This is a genomic window from Bifidobacterium phasiani, assembly GCF_019331775.1.
GTDB classification, from domain to species: Bacteria; Actinomycetota; Actinomycetes; order Actinomycetales; family Bifidobacteriaceae; genus Bifidobacterium; species Bifidobacterium phasiani.
In genome coordinates this window covers 45,394-68,670 of sequence record NZ_JAHBBD010000003.1, presented here as the reverse complement: position 1 = coordinate 68,670, position 23,277 = coordinate 45,394, and the positions used below count along the sequence as shown (strand labels likewise).

The 23,277-nt window shown below is 65.5% G+C and carries 13 protein-coding genes; 5 read left to right on the top strand and 8 right to left on the bottom strand.

The genetic code is table 11. The features are described from left to right. The first annotated feature begins 142 nt into the window (after window positions 1–142). The 3 genes from KIH73_RS02125 to KIH73_RS02115 all read left to right on the top strand — a co-directional run bounded on the left by KIH73_RS02125 (window position 143) and on the right by KIH73_RS02115 (window position 6,543). Entirely contained in the window at window positions 143–3,019 is a 2,877-nt protein-coding gene (locus KIH73_RS02125; RefSeq protein ID WP_219080074.1) for a glycoside hydrolase family 3 N-terminal domain-containing protein, read from the top strand. Between the two features lie 878 nt (window positions 3,020–3,897). Continuing rightward, complete coding sequence (locus tag KIH73_RS02120; protein WP_338023928.1) at window positions 3,898–4,890, top strand: CTP synthase; 993 nt, start codon at window positions 3,898–3,900, stop codon at window positions 4,888–4,890. 939 nt (window positions 4,891–5,829) lie between these two features. Next, entirely contained in the window at window positions 5,830–6,543 is a 714-nt protein-coding gene (locus KIH73_RS02115; protein ID WP_219080072.1) for a LytR/AlgR family response regulator transcription factor, read from the top strand. Window positions 6,544–6,731: 188 nt separating this feature from the next. Here KIH73_RS02115 and KIH73_RS02110 read toward each other — a convergent pair whose 3' ends face one another. The 5 genes from KIH73_RS02110 to KIH73_RS02090 form a co-directional block, all read right to left on the bottom strand. Continuing rightward, the gene (locus KIH73_RS02110; RefSeq protein WP_219080070.1) at window positions 6,732–9,635 is read right to left on the bottom strand and encodes a glycoside hydrolase family 3 N-terminal domain-containing protein; all 2,904 of its coding nucleotides are present in this window, start codon (window positions 9,633–9,635) and stop codon (window positions 6,732–6,734) included. Window positions 9,636–9,809: 174 nt separating this feature from the next. Next, window positions 9,810–11,108, bottom strand: a complete 1,299-nt coding sequence (locus KIH73_RS02105) for a sensor histidine kinase (protein WP_219080067.1) — start codon at window positions 11,106–11,108, stop codon at window positions 9,810–9,812. Window positions 11,109–11,113: 5 nt separating this feature from the next. After that, window positions 11,114–11,815: a LytR/AlgR family response regulator transcription factor gene (locus tag KIH73_RS02100; RefSeq protein ID WP_219080065.1), complete on the bottom strand. Its 702-nt coding sequence runs from the start codon at window positions 11,813–11,815 to the stop codon at window positions 11,114–11,116. A gap of 15 nt (window positions 11,816–11,830) precedes the next feature. After that, window positions 11,831–13,156 carry an ATP-binding protein gene (locus tag KIH73_RS02095; RefSeq protein WP_219080063.1) on the bottom strand — a complete coding sequence of 442 codons (1,326 nt, stop codon included), beginning with the start codon at window positions 13,154–13,156 and terminating at the stop codon, window positions 11,831–11,833. A 262-nt stretch (window positions 13,157–13,418) separates the two neighbouring features. Beyond that, the gene (locus KIH73_RS02090) at window positions 13,419–16,310 is read right to left on the bottom strand and encodes a glycoside hydrolase family 3 N-terminal domain-containing protein (protein ID WP_219080061.1); all 2,892 of its coding nucleotides are present in this window, start codon (window positions 16,308–16,310) and stop codon (window positions 13,419–13,421) included. A 390-nt stretch (window positions 16,311–16,700) separates the two neighbouring features. On the opposite strand from KIH73_RS02090, the gene gluB reads away from it, so the two are divergent. Both gluB and KIH73_RS02080 read left to right on the top strand, forming a co-directional pair. Next, window positions 16,701–19,124 (top strand): beta-glucosidase GluB, encoded by a 2,424-nt coding sequence (gluB, locus tag KIH73_RS02085; RefSeq protein ID WP_219080059.1) that lies wholly within the window; start codon window positions 16,701–16,703, stop codon window positions 19,122–19,124. Further along, window positions 19,117–19,755 carry a hypothetical protein gene (locus tag KIH73_RS02080; protein WP_236022520.1) on the top strand — a complete coding sequence of 213 codons (639 nt, stop codon included), beginning with the start codon at window positions 19,117–19,119 and terminating at the stop codon, window positions 19,753–19,755. The genes gluB and KIH73_RS02080 overlap by 8 nt, the downstream gene beginning before the upstream one ends. 284 nt (window positions 19,756–20,039) lie before the next feature. Here the strand turns inward: KIH73_RS02080 and KIH73_RS02075 are convergent, their stop codons facing one another. The 3 genes from KIH73_RS02075 to KIH73_RS02065 form a co-directional block, all read right to left on the bottom strand. Continuing rightward, a complete protein-coding gene (locus KIH73_RS02075; RefSeq protein WP_219080057.1) occupies window positions 20,040–21,362 on the bottom strand; it encodes an ATP-binding protein in 1,323 nt (440 codons plus the stop codon). After that, complete coding sequence (locus tag KIH73_RS02070) at window positions 21,359–22,075, bottom strand: LytR/AlgR family response regulator transcription factor (RefSeq protein ID WP_219080055.1); 717 nt, start codon at window positions 22,073–22,075, stop codon at window positions 21,359–21,361. The genes KIH73_RS02075 and KIH73_RS02070 overlap by 4 nt, the downstream gene beginning before the upstream one ends. A gap of 207 nt (window positions 22,076–22,282) precedes the next feature. Beyond that, window positions 22,283–23,242, bottom strand: a complete 960-nt coding sequence (locus tag KIH73_RS02065; protein ID WP_219080053.1) for a ribokinase — start codon at window positions 23,240–23,242, stop codon at window positions 22,283–22,285. Window positions 23,243–23,277 lie beyond the last annotated feature (35 nt).

Sequence of the window (23,277 nt, the reverse complement as noted above, 5' to 3'; positions counted from 1 at the left end):
CGGGGAGCGAATAGTCATCATCTGGCGCACGAGAAGGGCAGGGCAGTCCTGTTTCGCGGGCCGTCGGCGACCGGATGCGTTCCGGTCGGCGCGGTTGTGCCGCTGTTCCCAATAAGAGAACACAAGGAGGAGGAAATAGCTCATGCTGGGCATTAATTGGAGCGACGTGATGAACGTCGTGATGTCTGTGCTGCCTCAGCTGATCGCCATCGGCGTCGTACTGGTGCTGGCGATCATCGTGACCGTGGCCGTGAACAAGAGCACGGTCAAGGATCAGGCGACGCGCAAGCTCATCCATTCCGAGTCGTGGCTGGTGTTCCTGGTGGCCGCGGTCGTGGCCGTGTCGATGATGCTGTTCGGCCCGCTGGCCACGCTGCTCAACAACGCCACCGCGACCAAGTACGAGCTTTCGGAGCAGACGATCTCCGACGCGAACGATCTGGCCAAGGAGATCCAGTCCGAGGCCGTCACGATGCTGAAGAACGACGACGGCAACCTGCCGCTAGCCGACACGAACGTGAACGTGTTCGGCTGGGCGTCGACCAACCCGGTCTACGGCGGCACCGGTTCGGGCTCGATGAACTCGAACTACGAGACCACCTCGATCCTGCAGGGCATGGCCGAGGCCGGTCTGACCACCAACGAGGACCTGTCCAAGCTGTACACCGATTATCGTGCCGACCGGCCGGTCGTGGCGATGGCCGATCAGGACTGGACCCTGCCGGAGGTTCCGGCCGCCGACTACCCGCAGTCGCTGATCGACGACGCCAAGGCGTTCTCCGATGAGGCCGTCATCGTCATCGGCCGCGTCGGCGGCGAGGGCGCCGACCTGCCGACCAACATGAAGGCCGAAGGCATCACCTACAACGACAACTCCACCGAGTATGCGGACTTCGAGGACGGCGACCACTTCCTGCAGCTGTCGCAGACCGAGCAGGACATGATCGACCTGGTGACCTCGAACTTCGACAACGTCACGCTGATCTACAACGGCGCGAACGCTTTCGAGCTGGGCTTCGTGAACGACTATCCGCAGATCAAGTCCGTGCTGTGGTGCCCGCCGGCCGGCCAGACCGGCTTCTCGGCGCTGGGCGACATCCTCGCCGGCACCACGAACCCATCCGGCAAGACCTCGGACACCTTCGTGTACGACCTGACCTCGACCCCGTCGTTCAACAACCGCGGCGACTTCAAGTACGAGAACATGACCGAGTTCCCGACCGAGAACTTCGAGGAGGGCGAGACCTCCCCGGCGTTCGTGAACTACGTCGAGGGCATCTACGTCGGCTACAAGTTCTACGAGACCGCCGATGACGAGGGCCTGATCAACTATGACGAGGCCGTGCAGTACCCGTTCGGCTACGGCCTGAGCTACACCACCTTCGAGCAGGAGATGGGCGACGTGACCTACGCGGACGGCACGGTGTCGTTCGACGTGACGGTGACCAACACCGGTGACGTGGCGGGCAAGGACGTCGTCGAGGTGTACTACAACCCGCCCTACACCAACGGCGGCATCGAGAAGGCGTCCGCCAACCTGGTCGCCTTCGAGAAGACCGACCTGCTGGAGCCGGGCGCGTCCGAGACCGTGTCGATCTCCTTCGATGACGACGACATGGCGTCCTACGACGAGAACGACGCCCAGGCGTGGGTGCTCGAGGCCGGCGACTACCAGGTCTCGATCAACTCGGATTCGCACACCGTGATTGACGAGGCGACCGTGACCGTGGACGAGGACATCGTCTACAACACGGAGGACAACACCCACAACGGCGACCAGACCGTCGCGACCAACGTGTTCGACACCGAGGGCGACGTGACGTTCCTGTCCCGTGCGGACGGCTTCGCCAACTACGAGGAGGCCACCGCTGCTCCGACGAACTTCACGCTGTCCGACGAGTACAAGGCCCAGTTCCGCAACCAGTCGAACTACGATCCGGCCGAGACGAACGACGACTCGGACGAGATGCCGACCACCGGCGCCAACAACGGCGTCCGCCTGGCCGACCTGACCGGCAAGGACTACGACGACCCGCAGTGGGACGACCTGCTTGACCAGCTGACCTTCGACGAGATGGACGACCTGATCGCCAACGGCGGCTACGGCACCCGAGCGGTCGATTCGATCGGCAAGATTTCGCTGACCGACGTCGACGGCCCGGCCTCGCTGAACAACAACTTCACCGGCGTCGGCTCGATCGGCTTCCCGTCGTCCACCTCGGTGGCCTGCACCTGGAACAAGGACCTGGCGCTCCGCTTCGGCGAGGGCATCGGCGACATGGCCCACGACATGCACGTCGCCGGCTGGTACGCCCCGGCCATGAACATCCACCGCTCGGCGTTCGCCGGCCGTAACTTCGAGTACTTCTCGGAGGACGGCGTGCTCTCCGCGGCCATGGCCTCGCAGCAGGTCTCCGGCGCGCAGTCGAAGGGCGTGTACGCGTTCATGAAGCACTTCGCGCTCAACGACCAGGAGACCAACCGTCTGAGCATGCTGTGCACCTGGGCGACCGAGCAGTCGATCCGCGAGATCTACCTCAAGCCGTTCGAGGCCTCGGTGAAGGAGGGCGGCGCGGGCGCCGTCATGAGCTCCTTCAACTACATCGGCATCGAATGGGCCGGCTCGCACTCCGGCCTGCTCAACACGATCCTGCGTGACGAGTGGGGCTTCCGCGGCATGGTCCTGACCGACTACTTCGGCGGCTACGGCTACATGCAGGCGGATCGCGCGATCCGCGGCGGCACCGACGTGATGCTGGCGACCACCGACATCACCAACCACATCACCGACGAGTCGGCGACTTCGCTGCAGGCGATGCGCACGGCCTGCCACAACATCCTCTACACGGCCGCGAACAGCTGGCTGTATGAGGACGGCGAGCCCGAGGTGGCCACCCCGATCTGGCAGACCATCACCTACGTGGTCTGGGCTGTCGCGGCGATCGTGTTCCTCGTGCTCGAGGTCATCGCGATCAAGCGCTTCCTCGATCGCAAGAAGGCCGCCAAGGCCGGCAAGTGAGCCTTCCCTGCGGGCCTGCATCACCTTGATGAGGTGAGGCGCCCGGGGGCCGGTCCCCGGGTGCCGTAGGCCCGCCCGCCGGTCCCGGCGGGAGGAAGGATATTTCAAGGCGGCACCCGCTTCGGCGGGTGCCGCCTTGTCGTTGTTCGGCGCGGACGTGTGGGGCGGACGTCGGCAGGTGGGCTGCGCCGTGACGTGGGCGTGTGGATTTGGGGTCGACGGGCGGCTGACGAGCGTGTTCGAGGTGCGCTGCCGTGTGTGCGTGCGGAGCGGATGCCCTGACGGTATCCATCACGTCCTGCTCCTGTTCCTGCCCCCGCCGCGGCGTGCACGTGCGGAGCGGATGACTGGTGACGGCAGTGATGGCGAATGATGTGTGCGGTGGGTAGCGGGTCACATATGTGGCGGATGGTGGTGGATGGCGTGCGTGACGGGCTGCTGCACGCATGGGTGTGATGCTTATACGTGCGTACGTGGGGCTGGTGCGGGTCAGCATGACGCTCTGGTCGAGGTCTCTGCATACGTGCGCGCATGGGGACTGGGCTCTCAGCGTCGGTTTTGGTTGATAAACAGCGTTACGGGTGCGTTTTACCTGACACTGAAGATTCCTCAGCGTCGTTTCGGTAGCACTGCTGTGGCCGATAGTGCTACGGAAACGACGCGTGGACGGCCAAAGCCGGCAGTGCTACCGAACCGACGCCAAGCCGTCGCAACCGACCTGCCGGGATTGTCCACATTCGATCCAGTCGACGGCAAACGGTCCACAAAGAATGTGGACAACCGTCGTGCAGCGGAAGCCTTCGACCACATTGGCCGGCCGATGATGCGCGGCGGCGGGTGTGGCGATACGGTCATGACGTATGAAACGACACAGAGCGGTGGAACGCCTGGCGGACGCCGCGGAACGCAGCCGCCGTTGCTTTCAGGGCACCACCGAGGCCGAATGCGCGGCGATGCGCCGCCGGGTCCGTGCCGGCGAACTGGTGACGCCGTACCGTGCCTTGTACGCACGTGCCGGGTACTGGGGTGGGCTGAACGGCACGGAGCGGGTGCTGCATGTCATTCGCGCGCTTGCGGTGCGGTATCCGCAGTGGACGTTCGGCGGGTCGAGCGCCGCGGCGGTGTGGGAGCTGGAGCATCCGTGGAGCCTGCACGACGACGGCGTCGTCTACATCGTCGGCGACGGCGGTTCGGCGATGCATACGCATGCCAGGCTGCGTCGTTCGTTCGTCCCCACGGAGGACATGCGGAAGGTGACGGTTCGCAACGGCGTTCGCGTCGCATCCGTGGCGCGGACGTTGGTGGATTGCGGATTGCGGCATCGGTTCGTCGACGTGCTGCCGATGTTCGACAGCGCGCTACGTCGGCGGCTGGTGACTGTCGATGAGGTCGTGGCGATCTGCGACCGCACGCAGGCCGACTGCGGCCACGTGCTGCGTCTGCTGCACTACGCCAGTCCGCTAAGCGAGAACGGAGGGGAGTCGCTGTGCCGTGCGACGATCATCGAGGAGGGGTTCAAGGCGCCGCAGCTGCAGCATGAGTTCGTCGATCCCGGTGACGCGCGCATCCGGCACCGCGCCGACTTCGTATGGCATACCTCGGACGGTCGTATCGTCGTCCTTGAGTTCGACGGGCAGGGCAAGTACGTCGATCCGACGATGACCCAAGGCAAGAGCGTCCGTTCGGTGGTGTCGGAGGAGCGTGAGCGCGAGGCGGTACTGCGGCGTGCCGGCGTCACGCAGATCATCCGCACAGATTTCAAGGAGGTCGCTGCGCGGCTGCCGTTGACGGCGAAGCTTGTGGATGCGGGTGTTCCGCTTGCCGGCGGCATGCTGTTGTGGAACGAGGTCCCGTCCGGTCGTTGGGCGTGAGCGACGATCGCGGCCGTTGCGCCCATGCATCGGTGGTCGCGACCGGCGGCAGCTGGGATTCGACCGTGCGTAACGCGGGCATGGTCGTACTTTGAGCGGAGGTGTGATATACACCTGCGTGAAACAAGGCCACCTGGTCGGAGGCACCGGCAGATACCTGCGTAAGAGCATGACCGCCTGGGCGGAGGTGGGGCGGTGTCGTGCCGCGGTCTGCTTGTATCATCGGTTTTGGTTGATAAACAGCCTCACGGGTGCGTTTTACCCGACGTTGGGGATTCCTCAGCGTCGTTTCGGTAGCACCGCTGTGGCCGGTGGTGCTACCGAAACGACGTCAGGTGGGGATGCGGCCGAGTGGAGGTATGGACAGGTGGAAGGTGTTGGCCGGATGAAGATGCGACACATAACGTTTGCACGCAAGCAAGGCCACCCGGGCGGAGTGGGGTTGAGGTGTCATGCTACGGCTCCTGTGTAGCGTCGGTTTTGGCTGATAAACAAAGGCGCGGGTGCGTTTTACTTGACGCTGGGGGATTCCCAGCGTCGTTTCGGTAGCACCGCTGTGGCCGATAGTGCTACGGAAACGACGCCGGAAGAGGTCCATCGTCCGCGGTTGACCGCGACGTCTGCCGTGACGCCGGCAAGATTGGCGACACCATCATGCTGCGCCGCTGTAGCGCCGGCCGCGGTCTGCTGTGACGTCTGCCGTGATGCCGGTCGTGGGGATAGCTGTGACGTCGTCCGTGGGCCTGCTGTGACGTCTGCCGTGGCACCTGCGCGCTGCTCACCGACGATTGTGCGCCCCGATCGACCATGTATGCGTTGCGTGCATAAGTGCTCGGAGTGGTGCATTATCGGCGGACCGGGTTTCCCGCTTACGATGTGCTTCACCGCGGCGACCGATTGACAACGACCGTACCGCCGCCGGAAAGGATCGGTGGCGATATGTCGGATGTGATGTCGGTGGCGTTGGTCGATGACGATGCGGAGAGCCGCCGTATGTTGAGGGCGTGCTTCGACCGGTATGCCCTGAACCATGAGATGGCGTTCGACATCAGCGAGTACGCCGACGGGCGGTCGCTGCTCGACGGGTTCCGCACCCAGTTCGACCTCATCGTGATGGACGTGGCGCTGGGCGGCGACGACGGGTTCGACACCGCCCGGGCCGTGCGCGCGCTGGACGGCGAGGTGACCATCGTATTCGCCACGAACATGGGTCAGCTGGCGATCCACGGGTACGAGGTGGGGGCGCTGGGCTACTTGGTCAAGCCGGTCTCGTACTTCGCGCTGGAGCGTGAGCTGGATCTGTGCATCCAGCAGAAGCGTCGCCGCGACTCCTCGGCGATGCTGACGATGCCGGTGGGGGCGAACGTCGCGCGCGTGCCGCTGAACGAGGTGACGTACCTGGAGAGCCGCAAGCACAAGATCGTCGTGCACGCGCTGGGCGCGCGCTACGAGTTTGTCGGCGCGTTGAAGGACCTACGCGAGCGTCTGGAGGGGATGGGATTCTTCCTATGCTCGCCGGCGTACCTGGTCAACATGCGCTACGTGCGGTCGCTGGACCGGGACGACTGCCTGGTGCAGGGCGGCGACCACGTGCTGGTGTCGCGCCGGCGGCGCCATGCGTTCATGAAGGCGCTCGCCGGATTCGTGTGCTGAGCCGCGCGCCGCATGACCCGAGGGACATGAGGGTATGGCGTGACCCGCGGGACTCATAAAGGTATGGGGTGCGCGGAACGATGCTCCGCGCACCCCATGAGGAGGGTTGCACGCTCGCCGGGTGGAGAAGGGTACCTGGCGGGCGTGCAGGTTTGGCTGCGGGCGCTGGGCAGTGCGCCCCGGGCCGGCTACTTGCCGCTGACGGTCACTTTGGCGGCCTTCCTGCGGTCGAGGTAGCGCTTGATGGCCAGTGTCTCGAGCACGACGAACACGACTGCGGCCAGGCCGATCACCACATAGGTGATGGTCTGCCAGATCGGCGCGCTGCTGTCCGGCTCGCCGTCCGCGTACAGCCAGCTGTTGGCGGTGGAGTACAGGATGCCGTGCACGGCTTCCCTCATTGCCGTCACCGAGGTGGCGGAGGCCGTGTCGGAGACATGGTTGGTCACGTCCAGCGTGGCCAGCATGATGTTGCCTCCGGCTCGGATGATCTGATCGGCGTTTTGGAAGGTTTCAAAGCAGCCGAAGTAGTCGGTGACGACCATGCCGTCGAAGCCCCATTCGCCGCGGAGCACGTTGGTGAGCAGGCTCGGGTCGGCGCCGGCGTAGACCGGCCCGATGTAATCGAAGCCGCTCATCATCGCGGTGGCTCCGCCGTCCTTGACGGCGGACTCGAAGGGCCTGAGGTAGATCTCGCGGATCGCCTGCTCGTTCGACCAGGTGCACAGCATGTTGTTGCGGTTCGTCTCCTGGTCGTTCAGGGCGAAGTGCTTGACGAAGGCGTACACGCCGCTGTCCTGGGCGCCGGCGACCTCTTCGGCGACCATTCTCGCGGAGAGCGTGGCGTCCTCGGAGAAGTACTCGAAGTTGCGGCCGGCGAACGCCGAGCGATGGATGTTCACCGCCGGGGCATACCAGCCGGTGATGTACATGTCATGCGCCATCTGGCCGATCATGTCGCCGAACGCGCGGGCGAGGTCGACGTTCCACGTGCAGGCGAACGCGGTCGAGCTCGGGAAGCCGATCGAGCCGACGCCGGTGAAGTTGTTGTTCAGTGCGGCCGGACCGTCGGCGTCGGTGAGCTGGACCTTGCCGATCGAATCGACGGCCGCGTTGCCGAAACCGCCGTTGGCGATCAGGTTGTCCATGTCCTCGACGGTCAGCTCGTCGAGCAGGTCGTCCCACAGCGGGTCGTCGTAGTCCTTGCCGGTCAGGTCGGCCAGGCGGACGCCGTTGTCGGCGCCGGTGGTCGGCATCTCGTCCGAGTCGTCGTTGTGCGCGGTGGGGTCGTAGTTGCCGTTGTTGATGAACTCGGTCTTGGCCTCGTCGCTCATCGACATCGAGGCGGGGGCCGCGGTGGCCTCCTCGTAGTTCGCGAAGCCGTCGGCGCGAGACAGGTAGGTCAGGCCGCCGTTGGCGTCGTCGAACACGTTCGTGGCCACGATCCGGTCGCCGTTGTGCGTGTTGTCCTCGGTGTCGTAGGTGATGGTCTCGGGCACGGTCACGGTGGCCGAGGCGATTTCGGTATGCGAGTCGGCGTTGATCGAGACCTGGTAGTCGCCGGCCTCCAGCACCCACGCCTGCGCGTCCTCGTAGTCGTAGGACGCCATGTCGTCGTCCTCGAACTCGATGGTCACGGTCTGCGACTCGCCCGGCTCCAGCAGGTCCGTCTTGTCGAACGCGACCAAGTTCGCGGACGCCTTCTCGATGCCGCCGTTGGTATACGGCGGGTTGTAATAGACCTCGACGACGTCCTTGCCCGCCACGTCGCCCGTGTTCGTCACGGTCACGTCGAAGCTCACGGTGCCGTCCGCGTAGGTCACGTCGCCCATCTCCTGGTCGAAGGTCGTGTAGGACAGGCCGTAGCCGAACGGGTACTGCACGGTCGCGTCATAGTCGATCAGCCCCTCGTCGTCCGCGGTCTCGTAGAACTTGTAGCCCACGTAGATGCCCTCCACGTAGTTCACGAAATGCGGTGAAACATCGGAGCTGACGCCGCCGAACGTGCTGGTGATGGTGAACTCGTCCACGTTGTCATAGGCGAAGTCGCCGAAGTTGTTGAAGGTCGGGGTCGAGGTCAGGTCGTACACGAAGGTGTCCGAGGTCTTGCCGGACGGGTTCGTGGTGCCGGCGAGGATGTCGCCCAGCGCGGCGAATCCGGTCTGGCCGGCCGGCGGGCACCACAGCACCGACTTGATCTGCGGGTAGTCGTTCAGGAAATCGAACTGGAAGGCGTTCGCGCCGTTGTAGATCAGCGTGACGTTGTCGAAGTTCGAGGTCACCAGGTCGACCATGTCCTGCTCGGTCTGCGACAGCTGCAGGAAATGCTCCCCGGCTTCGAAGTCGGCGTATTCGGTGGAGTTGTCGTTGTAGGTGATGCCTTCGGCCTTCATGTTGGTCGGCAGGTCGGCGCCTTCGCCGCCGACGCGGGTGATCACGATGACGGCCTCATCGGAGAACGCCTTGGCGTCGTCGATCAGCGACTGCGGGTAGTCGGCGGCCGGAACCTCCGGCAGCGTCCAGTCGACGGCGAACATGCCGACTTCGGGGCGGTCCTCGCGGTAGTCGGTGTACAGCTTGGACAGCTCCTCGTTGGTTTCCAGACCGGCCTGCGCCATGCCGTCGAGCAGCGACACGGTCGGATACTGCGCGGACATAGAGCCGGAGCCTGTGCCGCCGTAGACCGGGTTGGTCGAACCCCAGCCGAACACGTTGACCTTGGTGTCCTTGAGCGGCAGGTTGCCGTCGTTGTTTTTCAGCATCGTGACGGCCTCGGACTGCACCTCCTCGGCGAGTTCGTTGGCTGCGGCCACGGTGTCGTCGGTGAGCATGTGGCGGTCCGCCGTCGCGTTGTTCAGCAGTGTGGCGAGCGGGCCGAACAGCATCATCGCCACGGCCACGACGGCGGCGACGAGAAAGACGAGCCACGATTCGGAATGAATGAGTTTGCGGGCCGCGGCATCTTTGATGGTCCTGCGGTTCACCGCGAATGTCACAATCAGCGCCAGCACCAGCACCACACCGATGGCCGCCAGATACGGGGCGATCGAGCCGAGCACGGTGAGGACGTCGGACATGTTGATATCCAGCATGCCTATCTCCTAACTCTCGTTGGTGTTTCGGCGTCGACGCCCGCAGGGAACAACGTCATTCCAAGCAGCCGCCTTGCCGAACCTGCACCCCGACCATACGGGGACCCGGCGGTCACACACGTCGTCGTTGGCACGAGCGGTCGCCGTGGCGGCACGAGAGGTCACTGCGCGGCGTTAGGGAATCGGCACCACCACCGTTACCGTGTACACGCCGTCCGAGGCCTGGAACGAGGCTTCGCCGTTGTATTTCCTGGCCTGCCATGCGATGGATCGCGTGCCGAACCCGTGCTGGCGGTGGTCGGTCTTCGTGGTGACCGGCATGCCGTCGCTGAATTTCGGGACGTCCGTGTCCGGGTAGTAGTTCTCCGATCGGATGACCAGCAGCCCGCCGTTGGCCTCGACGCCGAGGTTCACGACGCGTTTGCCGGGTTCCTGCATCCGAGCGGCGCTTTCGATGGCGTTGTCGAGAATGTTGGAGAACAGCTCGAACACGTCGGTGTCGTCCATGAATCCAAGCCTGCGGCCGTCCGCGACGCATGTGAAGGTGATGGCGTTGCCGGAGCAGTACAGCCCTTTCTCCGTCAGCAGCACGTCCAGGTATTCGTTGCCCGTGTGGAAGATCGAGTCGTAGATGCGGATGTTGCCCTCGACCTGGCGCAGCAGGTCCCCGGTCGTCGTGTCGGCGCGGTTGTCCGCCATCCGGGAGATGGATTTGCGGATGTCATGGCAGCGGATGTTGATCAGATCGATGTTCTCGCGGGCGATCTCATAGTGCTGGCGGGCCAGCTGCTCGGTCTGCCGCAACGCCGCCAGATCGCCGTACAGCCGGTCGTTGGCGGCGACCAGCATCAGCACGGCCAACATCAGCGCCACGCAGATCGCATCGTAGATGTGTCCGACGAGACGCGTTTCCAGGGAACGGTCCTCGACGACCAGCATGCTGAACGTGATGACGAACAGCAGAATGCCGGCGCACACGAGAACCCAGACGAGTCGGTTTCTGATCTTGCCGTCGTCGACCACGCGCCGTCGTCCGATGCACGCGTAGGTCAGCGCATACACGATGATGAACACCCCGAGGAATTTCGTCATGAACCGCTCAAGCGGCCCGTCCGGGTTGCGTTGCGCCCAGCCGGTGTCGTCGATCAGCGCGTACACATCGACGGCAAGATGCTGGACCGCGTATCCGGCCACCACGGTCACCAGCGACTCCAACCATGTCAGTCTGGTGCAGCAGCGCAGGATCGCGACGAACATCACCGAACAGCAGATGTAGTACAACGCCCGCACCAGCAGGCTGGAGACGTTCTCGACGCTGTCGGCCCATATGGTGAGCGGGTCGTAGATCAGTCCGCAGACGATGACGAATGCAGGGATCGCCAGAATGCGCCACGAGCGTCGCCACTCGACGTGCAGGCAGAACACCAGCGTCCCGCAGACGAAGGTGAGCGGAAACAGAATGAAACTCGGCATGGCGGTCATCTCCCGTAATAGCGCGCCAACGCCTGCATCAGCGCCTTCTTCTTCGAACGGCTGACGGGCAGGGTGAACGTGTCGACGCGTACGTCGTTGTCGGTCACGGCCCGAACCCATTCCAGATTCACCAGGCAGAAACGGCTGCAGGCGACGAAATCGGCAGGTTCGAGCAGTCGGGCGGCCTCCTTGAGGCTGCCGCGAACCCTCCACGGGCCGTCGCCCGTGTGGTAGACGAGGTCGTGTCTGAACACCTCGACGTAACGGACGTCGTGCGAGGACAGAAACCGCATCCCGCCGTCGACGGACAGCGGGATGGTCACGCCGCGGCGCGATCGCACGAGCTCCTCGGCCTTGCGCATCTTCAGCGCCAGGTTGAAGTACTCCAGCGGCTTGAGCAGGTAGCCGATGGCGTCCACGTCGTAGCCGGCGGCCGCGTACTGCGCCATCTTCGTGGTGAACACCAGCACGACGTTCCCGTCGATCTCACGCAGCCGACGGGCGGTCTCCAGGCCGTCGAGGCCGGGCATTTCCACATCGAGGACCACCAGATCGAAGTCGGCGCGGTAACCCTCCAGAAACGTGCCGCCATCGCCGTACCGGGTGACGGCATACCGGGTCTCGTCGCCGGCGTAATACCGGTCGATCAGCTCGATGGTGACGGCGGCGTCCCGGTCGTCATCGTCGACGACGGCGATGTTCATCATGCGTGCCTCCCGCCCTCATAGTAAGCCGTCCGGCGACAGGCATCCAAGCATATAGATGGGCAGATAGGTGACGTTGCCCTCGACCTGGACATTGCCATTGCAGAACACGTAGGCCTTCACGTTGTCCGCCTCCGACGCGGCCATCAGGTTGTTGAGCGCGCTGTGCCGCCTGTAGTCCTTGCCCGACTTGATCTCGCACAGCAGCACCTCGCCCCGGTGCGTCTGCACCACGAAATCCACCTCGCCCACCTTGGCGGCATTGTAATAATGAAGTCCGAAACCGCGGCTCAGCAGCTCCTGCGCGGCTACGTTTTCGTAGATCGAGCCGAAATTGATCGTGTCCCTGCGGTTGAGGATGTCGAGGTCGGCGTTGCCCATGAGCCGGGAGGTGAGCAGCCCGACGTCGTTCATGAACAGCTTGAACTGGTTGCGGTTCTCGCTGAGCCCAAGAGGGTAGGCGATGTCGGTGACCCTGGAGACGGGCAGCGCGACTCCCGCGCTGGCAAGCCAGTCGAACGCGGTCTCCATGTTGGCGAACCGGGCGGTCTTGCTCAATCGTGTGTATTTGAACCGCTTGTTCTCCGAGTTCAGCTGTCCGGGGATGGCCTCGTACACCGTCTTGATCTGGCGCGCCTCGACCTTGTCGGCGACATATTGCGAGATGTCGGCCTCGTAGGTGTCGATGAGGTTGCGATGGGTCGCGCGCACCTGCTGCATGTCGTTGTGCGTGACGTAGGACTGGACGGCGGCGGGCATGCCGCCGACGAGGAGGTAACGGTAGTACAGGTCCACGAGCTGCGCATGCAGGAAGTCGGGGACGGGAGCGCGGTCCGCGAACGAGGTCCGCACGCTGTCCAGCGCCGTGGCCGGGATGCCGTTGGCAAGGCAGAACTCGTCGAAGTCCAGCGGATACATGGTCAGCGTCTGCAGGAACCCGACGGGGACCGAACGGACGTTGAAGGCGTCGAGCCCCAGCAGGGAACCGGAGAGCACGAAGTCATAGGACGATTGTTCCTTGAGGAACTTCACCCAGGTGATCAGATCCCCGCAGGCCTGCACCTCGTCGAGGAAGATCAGCGATCGTCCCGGGACGAGCCGCCGACGTGCGACGACCGTCAGGCGGAACAGCAGGTCGGCCGCGTCGCGCGCCTGCGAGACCGTTTCGATCGCGGCTTGGTTGTCGAGAAAGTTGATCTCGGCGAACGAGTCGTAGTTGTCGGCGGCGAACCGGCGGATCAGCGTGGTCTTGCCCACCTGCCGCGCGCCACAGACCAGCAGGCTTTCGTTCGTCTTGTTGGTCTTCCAGTCCTGCAACTGCCGATAGGCTTTGCGTTGTAGCATTTCGTGCCGCTTTCGTAGCAAAAAACATACGTCTGATGGCCTCTAGAATAGCAAAATTCCATCTTGACGCCGCGGTTCCAGCAACATAATTCGACGGAAAATGGCCCGAAAAACAGCAAAAATCCACGGAAACGGCACGGAATGCATGCATTATTCGCCGGAATACGCCAGGGCGGCGTCCGGAACGCTCCGAACGCCGCCCTGGCGGGGACCGCCGGAAGCGGGTGCCTCCGGCGGTCTTGGCGAAATGCCGCTGCCGGGCCTACTCGCCGGCGACGGCCACCGTCGCGGCCTTCCTGCGGTTCAGGTAGCGCCTGACGGCCAGCACCTCGAGCAGGATGAACACGACCGCGGCCACGGCGATCACCACGTAGGCGGCGACCTGCCAGATCGGCAGCGCGGAGGCGGGCGCGCCGTCCGCGTACACCCAGCTGTTCACCGCGGTGTACAGGATGTTGTGCGCCGCGTCACGCATCGCGATCACGGCGGTGGCCGAATCGTCGGTGGTGTAGTTGGTGCCCTGGATGGTCGCCAGCATCGCGTCGGTGCCGTTGCGGGTCATCTGGTCGGCGTTCTGGTAGCCGAACCCGGCGAAGTAGTCGGAGAGCACCATGCCGTCGAAGCCCCACTCGCCGCGCAGCACGGTCTGCTGCAGCGGCGCGTAGGCGCCCGCGTACGTCGTGCCGATGTAGTTGTAGGAGCTCATCACGGCCTGCGCGCCGCCGTCCTTGATCGCGATCTCGAACGGCCTGAGGTAGATCTCGCGGATCGCCTGCTCGCTCGACCACGTGCACAGCATGCCCCAGCGGTTGGTCTCCTGGTCGTTGAGCGCAAAGTGCTTGACGAACGCGTAGATGCCGTGCTCGCGGGCGCCCGCCACCTGCTCGGCCGCCATCGCGCCGGACAGGAAGCCGTCCTCCGAGAAGTACTCGAAGTTGCGGCCGGCGAACGCGGTGCGGTGGATGTTCATCGACGGGGCGTACCAGCCGGTGATCTGCATGTCGAGACCCATCCGGCCGATCACGTCGCCGAACTGGCGGGCGATGTCGGTGTTCCACGTGCAGGCGAACACGGTGTTGCACGGGAATCCGATCGAGCCGACGCCCGTGAACGTGTTGTTCAGCGCGGCCGGGCCGTCCACGTCGAACTGCTGCACCTTGCCGATCGAGTCGATGGCCTGGGTGCCGTAGCCGGCCATGGCGATCAGGTTCCGCATCTGGTCGACGGTCAGTTGGTCGAGCAGGTCGTCCCACTGCGGGTCGTCGTAGTCGAGGCCGTACAGCTGGTAGAGCTCCACGCCGTTGTCGGCGCCGGTGGTCGGCATCGTGTCGTCCGCGTTGTCGTAGTCCGCCGGATCGTAGTTGCCGTTGTTCACGAACGTGGCCTTGAGCTCGTCGGACAGCGTGGTCGACGGCGCGGCGGTGGCCTCCGCATAGTTGGCGAAGCCGTCGGCGCGCGACAGGTAGGTGATGTCGCCCTCGGCGCTCGCGAACTCGTTGGTGGCCGGGACGGCGTCGCCGTTGTGGGTGTTGTCCTCGGAATCGAAGGTGATGGTCTCCGGCACGGTCACGGTGGCCTCGTCGAGCACATTGTGCGAGTCGGAGTTGATCGAGATCCGGTAGTCGCCGGCCTCCAGCACCCAGGCGGCCGCGCCGTACGTGTCGTAGGACGCCATGTCGTCATCGTCGAACGAGACGGTCACGGTCTGGGACTCGCCCGGCTCCAGCAGGTCGGTCTTGTCGAACGCGACCAGGTTCGCGCTGGCCTTCTCGATGCCGCCGTTATAGTACGGCGGGTTGTAGTACACCTCGACGACGTCCTTGCCCGCCACGTCGCCCGTGTTGGTCACGGTCACGTCGAAGCTCACCGTGCCGTCGGCGTAGGTCACGTCGCCCATCTCCTGCGAGAAGGTGGTGTAGCTCAGGCCGTAGCCGAACGGATAGCGGACCGTCGCCTCGTAGTCAATCAACCCCTCGTCGTCCGCGGTCTCGTAGAACTTGTAGCCCACGTAGATACCCTCGACGTAGTTCACGAACGTCGGGGTCTGGCCCGGCATGTACGGATCGTCGTCCGGGACGGCGAATTCGGACATGTTGTCGTAGGTGAAGCTGCCGAAGTTGTTCCACCACGGGGTCGAGGTCAGGTCGTTGACGAAGGTGTCGGAGGTCCTGCCGGACGGGTTGGTCTCGCCGGTCAGCACCTCACCGAGCGCGTAGAAGCCGTTCTGGCCGGCCGGCGGGCACCAGATCACCGAGTCGACGCCCGGGAACTCGTCAAGGAAGTCCATTTGCAGGGTGTTTGCGCCGTTGTACACCACGGTCACGTTCTCGAAGTCCGAGGTCACCATCTCCAGAAGGTTCTCCTCGCTCTGGCTGAGCTGCAGCAGGTGCTCGCCGGACTCGTAGTCGTTGTAGTCGCCGGAGTTCTGCGTGTAGTTCAGGCCGTCGGCGCCCATGTCGGTCGGCAGGTCGATGTGCTCGCCGCCGGGGCGCGAGAACACGACGAGCGCGTTCTGCGAGAACGCCTGCGCGTCGGCGATCAGCTCGTCGGAGTAGTCGGAGACCGGCGGTTCGGGCAGCGTCCACTCCTGCTCCCACATGCCGACTTCAGGGCGTTCGGCGCGGTACGAGGTGTACAGGTCGGTCAGGTCGTCGTTGACGGTGATGCCGGCCTCCTCGAGGCCGTCGATCAGCGAGACGGTCGGGTACGTGTCGGACAGCGAGCCGGAGCCGGTGCCGCCGTACACCGGGTTGGTGGACGACCAGCCGAACACGTTGACGTTCGTGTCGCTCAGCGGCAGGCTGCCGTTGTCGTTCTTCAGCAGCGTGATGCCCTCGCGCTGCACCTCGGCGCCGAGCTCGTTCGCCGTGGCGATCGTCTCGTCGGAGAGCATGTGGCGTTCCGCGGTCGCGTTGTTCAGCAGCGTGGCGAGCGGGCCGAACACCATCATCGCCACGGCCACTACGGCCGCCACCAGGAACACCAGCCACGACTGCGCGTGGACGAGCTTGCGCGTCGCCTGGTCCGCGACCGTACGCCGGTTCACGGCCACGGTTACGACGATCGCCAGCGCCAGCACCACGCCGATGGCGATCAGCTGCGGGGCGATCGAGGAGACGACGTTGATGACGTCGCTCCAGTTGATCTCGATCATGGGACCTCCTCCTTGATAGTCCCGGGCGTCGGTTCCGGCCTCCGACATGGCGGCGGCCGCGCCCGTTCCTCTCCTTGCGGTTTGCATGCGACCGGCACGGCCGGCATCGGCGGTCGGCGAAGACGGCGACGCCGCGTCGTGTCGCTGTACCCATTCCAGCAGTCCGTCGGTTCGGTCCGGCCCCGATCGCCCCACATGGTCGATTTCGTTCGATGGATGACGGCGCGTCGCCGCGTGCCACACCCCCGCCGACCGATTGTGCGAGCAAAACGACAGGTTGTGTAACCCCGCGCGCCCACGCGGAAAAACCTGATTGAATAAATGGTGAAGGCGGATCATGCGCGATGCCGCGCATATGGTTCGTTCGAGAAAACAGTGCAAGGGAGAACCATGGAACTCGAAGAACTTTCGGTGTTGGAGAAAGCGTCCCTGCTTTCCGGCGCGTCCGAATGGGATTCGCGCGGCAACGACCGCGCCGGCATTCCCAGCTTCGTGATGAGCGACGGTCCCCACGGCGTTCGCCGCCAGCTCGGCGCAGGCGACCATCTCGGTCTGGGGCAGTCCAAGCCCGCCACCTGCTTCCCGACGGCGGGCACGGTCGCCAACTCGTGGGATCCGGCGCTCGCGGAGGAGATGGGCGAGGCGCTGGGCAAGGAGGCCCACGACCTCGGCGTCAACGTGCTGCTCGGTCCCGGCATGAACATCAAGCGCAACCCGCTGTGCGGGCGCAACTTCGAATACTATTCGGAGGACCCGCAGGTGGCCGGCCGCATGGCCAGCGGCCTGGTCCGGGGCATCCAGAGCAACGGCATCTCGGCCTGCCCGAAGCATTTCGCGGTCAACAGCCAGGAGCTGCGCCGCCAGGCCTCGAACAGCGTCGTCGACGAGCGCACGATGCGCGAGATCTACCTGACCGCGTTCGAGATCGCGGTGCGCGAGGCGCACCCGTGGACGATCATGACCTCGTACAACGAGATCAACGGCGTGTACGCGCATGAGAACAAGCACCTGCTGCAGGAGATTCTGCGCGACGAGTGGGGCTTCGACGGCATGGTCGTCTCCGACTGGGGCGGTTCGAACTCCGCCGTCGACGCCGTCAAGGCCGGTGGCACGCTGGAGATGCCGACCCCGGGCTTCACGTCGGTGCGCGAGCTGACCGGCGCGGTGGCCGCCGGCACGCTGGCGGAGGCCGACCTCAACGCCCGCGCCGCGGAGATCGCCAAGATCGCCCGGCTGACCAAGGTCGAGGGCGTCGGCCGCGACGACCTGCTGAACGACGACCTGGCCGCCGCGCACCACGTGGTCGCGCGCCACGTCGCCGAATGCTCCAGCGTCCTGATGAAGAACGAGGGCGCGACCCTGCCGCTGCCCGCCGGCGTGAACGTCGCCGTGGTCGGCGACATGGCCAGGACCGCCCGCTACCAGGGCTCCGGCTCCTCGAAGGTGAACGCCACCAAGGAGGAGAACCTGGTCGACGAGCTGACCGCCGCCGAGGGCGTGAACGTGGTCGGCTACGCGCAGGGCTACGACCGCCAGGGCGCCGCGAACCAGGGCCTGATCGACGAGGCCGTGGCGCTCGGCGGGCGCGCCGACGTCATCGTCGCCGTGGTCGGCCTGGACGAGCGCAGCGAGTCCGAGGGCCTCGACCGCTCCACGATGGCCATCCCGCAGGTGCAGAACGACCTGGTCGCCGCGCTGAAGGACACCGGCAAGCCGGTCGTCATCGTGCTGGTCGCCGGCTCCCCGGTGGAGCTGCCGTGGTTCGACGACGTCGCCGCCGTCCTGTACATCGGCCTGTCCGGCCAGGCCGGCGCCTCCGCCGCCGTCAACGTGCTGACCGGCAAGGTGAACCCGAGCGGCCACCTGGCCGAGACCTGGCCGCTGAAGTACGAGGACTGCCCGAACTCCGGCTGGTACCCGGCCATCGGCCGCGACGCCATCTACCGCGAGGGCCCGTTCGTCGGCTACCGCTACTATTGCACCGCCGGCGTGCCGGTCCGCTTCCCGTTCGGCTACGGCCTGAGCTACTCCACGTTCTCGTACTCCGACCTCAAGGCCGACGAGACCGGCGTCGAGTTCACCGTCACGAACGACTCCGACGTGCCCGGCTCGACGGTTGCCCAGCTGTACGTGCGCGGCCCGAAGGGCGGCGTGCTGCGCCCGGACCGCGAGCTCAAGGGCTTCGCCAAGGTCCGGCTCGACGCCCACGAGTCCAAGACCGTGCGCATCGAGTTCGACCGCACCACCTTCCGTCACTTCGACGTCGAGTCCAACGCCTGGCATATCGAGTCCGGCGAGTGGACGCTGATGGTCGGCGCGAACGCCGAGGACATCAGGCTGCGGACCGCGTTCGCCGTGGCCGGCGACGTCGACCCGAAGCCGGCCGACCCGGCGCTCGGCTCCTACCTGACCGGCAAGGTCAAGGAGGTCACCGACGACGAGATGACCGCGCTCTTCGGCCACTGGGTCGTCGCCCCCGGCAAGCCGGTGACGTTCGGCGTCAACGACCCGATCTCCTCCTGGGTGGACTCGCGCGGGTTCGTGGCCCGCACCATCGCCAAGACGCTCACCAAGCGCGAGGCGAAGGTCCGCGAGAAGACCGGCCAGCCCGATCTGAACACGCTGTTCATCCTCAACATGCCTCCGCGCGCCATGAGCAAGATGACGCAGGGCATGATCGATTCGGCGATGGTCCAGGCCATCGTCAAGATCGCGAACCGCCACACCTTCCGGGGCATCGGTTCGTTCATCGCGGGATTCTTCCGCAACCAGTCCGCCAACAAGCGTACAGAAAAGGAGCTCGAGAATGAGTGAGACGACGGAGAAGAAGTATTCCAACGCCTTCATGGCGTGGTGGATGCCGAAGTGGGAGAAGTTCGAGTCCGAGCACGCCAAGCTCGCCAAGTGGGTCTACCAGATCTTCTACTTCTTCGTGTTCAGCATGGGCGTGACCATCGTCCAGTACCTGATCTTCACGATCATGCCGTACATTCTCGGCACCGGCCTGGCCGGCACCGAGTTCATGTGGCCGCAGGTGCACATGAGCCTGTTCGGCGTGGACTTCACCTGGAGCCTGCTCGGCTACAACGTGGTCTATGATTCGGCCGGCGCGGTCGCCATCGGCGGCGGCCTGGGCTATTTCATCAGCTACGAGGTCGGCTCGTTCATCGCGCAGTGCATCAACTTCCCGCTGCAGCGCAACATCACGTTCAAGAGCCACGGCAACCCGGTCTACCAGGCCATGTGGTACTTCATCGCCTGGGTGCTGATCTCGCTGATCTGCAACGGCTTCAACAACCTGTGGATGCCGATCGCGCAGGCCTACGTGCCGGTGGCCGTCTACAACATCCTCGTGACGTTCATCACCGGCGGCGTCTCGATGATCATCTTCTTCTTCGTTTTCAAGATCATCTTCCCGGAGGGCGAGGCGAAGAAGGAGGACTGAGCCGTTCGGGGTCGCCCCGAACCCAAGAGAGGAACACAGGAAGGCCGCGCGTCCGCAGTTCGGGCGCGCGGCCTTCGCCGTTGTCCGCGGGCGGTTTGCGGCGGCGGGCGGGAGCGGGCGGTTATGGGGGGCGGACGGGAGGCGCCCGATCCGGGCGTGGGAGGGTGCCGACGGCGGGTTCGTTCCGGCGACCCGGCGGAGGCGGCATGCCGATGATGCATGACGGCGCGTGCGGACGGCGTACGGTCCGGTTCCGCGCATCGGCCCCACTGCCCGGCCCGCGGTCAGCGGGGGATGAGGACGGTGAGGGTGAACCAGTGGTCGTCGGTGCGGATGGTGACCTCGCCGTCGTACTGCTGGGCGATGTGGCGGATCGACTTGACGCCGAAGCCGTGCGACCGGGCGTCGCGCTTGGTGGTGCGCAGGTTGCCCTCGGCGTCGGTGCGCAGCGTGGAGTCGTAGTAGTTCTCCACGCGGATCACGATGAACTGCCCCTGCCCGTACAGCGCGAGGCGGATGAGCCGCTGCTGGGGGTCCTGCAGCTTCGACGTCGCCTCGATCGCGTTGTCGATCGCGTTGCCGAACAGCGAGGCGATGTCCATCGATGACATGCCGGCCAGCAGCTTGCCGTCCGCCACCGCGGTGAACGTGATGCCGTGGTCCGCGCACGTGCGGGTCTTCGTGGTCAGGATGACGTCGAGCACCGGGTTGCCGGAGTGCTGCTGGGTGCTGTAGCGTTGCACCGAGGCCTCCAGCTGCTCGAAGCCCTTGGCGACGTGCCCGGGGTCCACCTCCGCGCGCAGCGCCGCGATCTGGTGCTTGAGGTCGTGCGCCAGACGGCCGATCGACTCCAGGTTCTCCTTCGACTGCAGGTACTCCTGGTGCTGGCTTTTCAGCTGCGCGTTGATCGAGGCGAGCTCCAGGTTCGAGGCGATGCGTCGCGTCTGCTCCTGCTGCGCGAACAGGATCGCGAAGCCGCAGAAGTCCACCAGCGTGCGGATGTAGAACACCTCCTGGCCGACCGTGCCGGAGAACGGCGTGTTCGTCGAGACGAAACTCAGATTGCTCATCGCGAAGGTGATCAGCGTGGTCGCCACGGTCATCACGGTCGTGGAGACCGTCGGCAGCGTCGGCTCGCTTTGGCTGAAGTTGCCGTTCTCCACGCGCCAGGCGACCAGGAAGCAGATCGCGTATACGGCCACCAGCAGGGCGTTGATCTCCAGCGTGTTCGGGGCGCGGTCGAGCGTGCGTTCGACGAACATGGCCAGCTGCCAGTGCAGCGAGGCGACCAGCTCGCCCAGGATGAACGCGCGCGCCGTGATGTACAGGCTCTCCCGCTTGCCCGCCCCGGTGCCCAGCAGGATGATCAGGTACATGCCCGCGGCGGCGAGGAACATGCCGAGGATCCAGAACGGCAGCGTCATCATGCCGGCGAAGTACTGCACCGCCACCAGCGCGGGCAGCCCCACGGCGCAGACCACGACGCTGCGGCGCAGCGGCACGCGCCGGTATATCACCGCGACGTACACGATGCAGGCCAGCCACTCGCAGATCGCCGTGCAGACGCGAGGGATGTCCGGCAGCGCGTTGATGATCGTGCCGGTCATCGGCTGCCGCCCATATAGTCGGCCAGCGCGGCCAGGAACGCCTTCTTGCGCGGCCGGCTGATGCGCAGCCGCTCGCCGGTGGACAGCACGCAGTCCTGGTCCTCGACCGCGACGACGTACCGCAGGTTGACCAGATAGCAGGAGTTCGACCGGAAGAAGTCCGCCCCGGCGAGCCGCGCCTCCAATTCCTTGAGCGTGCCGGTGATGGACAGCTTGCCGCCGAGCGTGTGGATGACGATGGTGTGGCGGATCGACTCGATGTACACGATCTCGGCCAGCTCGACGCGCAGCTGCTTCGAGCCGGTCTCGACGAGCAGCGACTCGTCGGTGTTGCGCCGGACGGCGTCGATGGAGCGCTTCATCTCCTGGCTGAACGCGAACCAGGGCACGGGCTTGAGCAGATAGGACAGCGCGCGCACCTCGTAGCCGCTGATGGCGTACTGCGGCGCCGCGGTGATGAACACGATGACGACGCTGTCGTCGCGCTCGCGCACGCGGCGGGCGGCCTCCATGCCGTCCATCCGCTTCATCTCGATGTCGAGCAGCAGGATGTCGTAGATCGGGGCGTAGTGGTCCACCAGCGTCGCGCCGTCGTCGAAGACGGATACGACGAACTCCTCGCCGTGCTCGCTCTGGTAGCGGTTGAGGTAGTCCACGACGAGCTGGCAGCTGGCGGGGTCGTCCTCGACCACACCGATCCGTATGGGACGCATGCACCACCGCCTCTCATGTTTGCCTGACCAATAGCATACCGTTTGTTGTTCGGTGGGCGCGGACCGCGTGCGCGGAACCGCGGCGCCCGCGGCCGCGTGTCGCCGCCCGCCCGCGGGCGTGGCGGCCCGGATGCGGCGCGACCCCGCCGCGGGCGCCGGAGTGCGGCGGCCAAGGCGGGGTCGCGGGGTCGTGCGGCGGGCTGCCGGTCAGGCGAAGGCCGCGCGGATCTGCGCGGCGTTGCCGTAGGAGGCCTGCGCGCCGTAGTTCGTCGCCGCGTAGGCGGAGACGTAGGAGGCGAGCTGCGCGCTGTCCACCAGCGTCATGCCGGAGGACAGGCCGGCGAGGATCGTGCCCATGAACGAGTCGCCGCAGCCGGTGGTGTCGAGGGCCTGCACGCGCACCGGCGCGATGCGGTGCACGTCGTCGCCGTCGATGACGACCGAGCCGTCGCCGCCGAGCGTGACCACGGCCTTGCGGAAGCCGTAGTCGTGCATCGCGTCGGCGATCGCGTGCCAGTCCACGCCGTCCCAGTCGTCGTCCTCGGGTTCGGCGATGCCCAGCAGCTGGGCCATCTCGTGCTCGTTGACGAGCAGGATGTCCGCGGCCTCGATCAGCTCGCCCGGCAGCTCGGTGGTGAACGGCGAGTTGTTGAGCAGCACGGTCGCCCCGGCCTCGTGCCCCATGCGCGCCACCGCCGTCACCGTGTCGATCGGGCTTTCCAGGCACAGGCCGATGGTCGGCGCGCTGGTGATCGCCTCGCGCATCGACTCGACGTACTCGACGGTCACCTGCGCGTTGGAGCCCGGCGAATAGATGATGGTGTTCTCGCCGTTGGCGTCCACGGCGATGACCGTGGTGCCGCTCGGTCCCAGGACGTGGCGCACGTACTGGGTGTCCACGCCGGCCTCGTTGAGCTTGCCGAGCAGGAAGTCGGCGTTGGCGTCGGAGCCGACCGCGCCGAAGATGCGCACGTTGGCGCCGATGCGGGCGGCCGCCGCGGCCTGGTTGCCGGACTTGCCGCCGGGCAGCACCTGCAGCGGGCCGCCGTTGACGGTCTCCCCGGGGCCGGGGAGGCGTTCGGTGGACACGGTGTAGTCGGCGTTCATCGAACCGATGACGGAGACCGAGCCGTGGATGTCGTCCAGTTTGGCGAGGATGTCGTGCATGGTTGCTTCTCTCCTTCGATAGTGGCGGGTGTCGG

Bases quoted from the DNA above. Each gene is read 5' to 3' on its own strand.
- KIH73_RS02125 (WP_219080074.1), top strand. From the start codon at position 143: ATGCTGGGCATTAATTGGAGCGACGTGATGAACGTCGTGATGTCTGTG.
- KIH73_RS02115 (WP_219080072.1), top strand. From the start codon at position 5,830: ATGTCGGATGTGATGTCGGTGGCGTTGGTCGATGACGATGCGGAGAGC.
- KIH73_RS02110 (WP_219080070.1), bottom strand. From the start codon at position 9,635: ATGCTGGATATCAACATGTCCGACGTCCTCACCGTGCTCGGCTCGATC.
- KIH73_RS02105 (WP_219080067.1), bottom strand. From the start codon at position 11,108: ATGCCGAGTTTCATTCTGTTTCCGCTCACCTTCGTCTGCGGGACGCTG.
- KIH73_RS02100 (WP_219080065.1), bottom strand. From the start codon at position 11,815: ATGATGAACATCGCCGTCGTCGACGATGACGACCGGGACGCCGCCGTC.
- KIH73_RS02095 (WP_219080063.1), bottom strand. From the start codon at position 13,156: ATGCTACAACGCAAAGCCTATCGGCAGTTGCAGGACTGGAAGACCAAC.
- KIH73_RS02090 (WP_219080061.1), bottom strand. From the start codon at position 16,310: ATGATCGAGATCAACTGGAGCGACGTCATCAACGTCGTCTCCTCGATC.
- gluB (WP_219080059.1), top strand. From the start codon at position 16,701: ATGGAACTCGAAGAACTTTCGGTGTTGGAGAAAGCGTCCCTGCTTTCC.
- KIH73_RS02080 (WP_236022520.1), top strand. From the start codon at position 19,117: ATGAGTGAGACGACGGAGAAGAAGTATTCCAACGCCTTCATGGCGTGG.
- KIH73_RS02075 (WP_219080057.1), bottom strand. From the start codon at position 21,362: ATGACCGGCACGATCATCAACGCGCTGCCGGACATCCCTCGCGTCTGC.
- KIH73_RS02070 (WP_219080055.1), bottom strand. From the start codon at position 22,075: ATGCGTCCCATACGGATCGGTGTGGTCGAGGACGACCCCGCCAGCTGC.
- KIH73_RS02065 (WP_219080053.1), bottom strand. From the start codon at position 23,242: ATGCACGACATCCTCGCCAAACTGGACGACATCCACGGCTCGGTCTCC.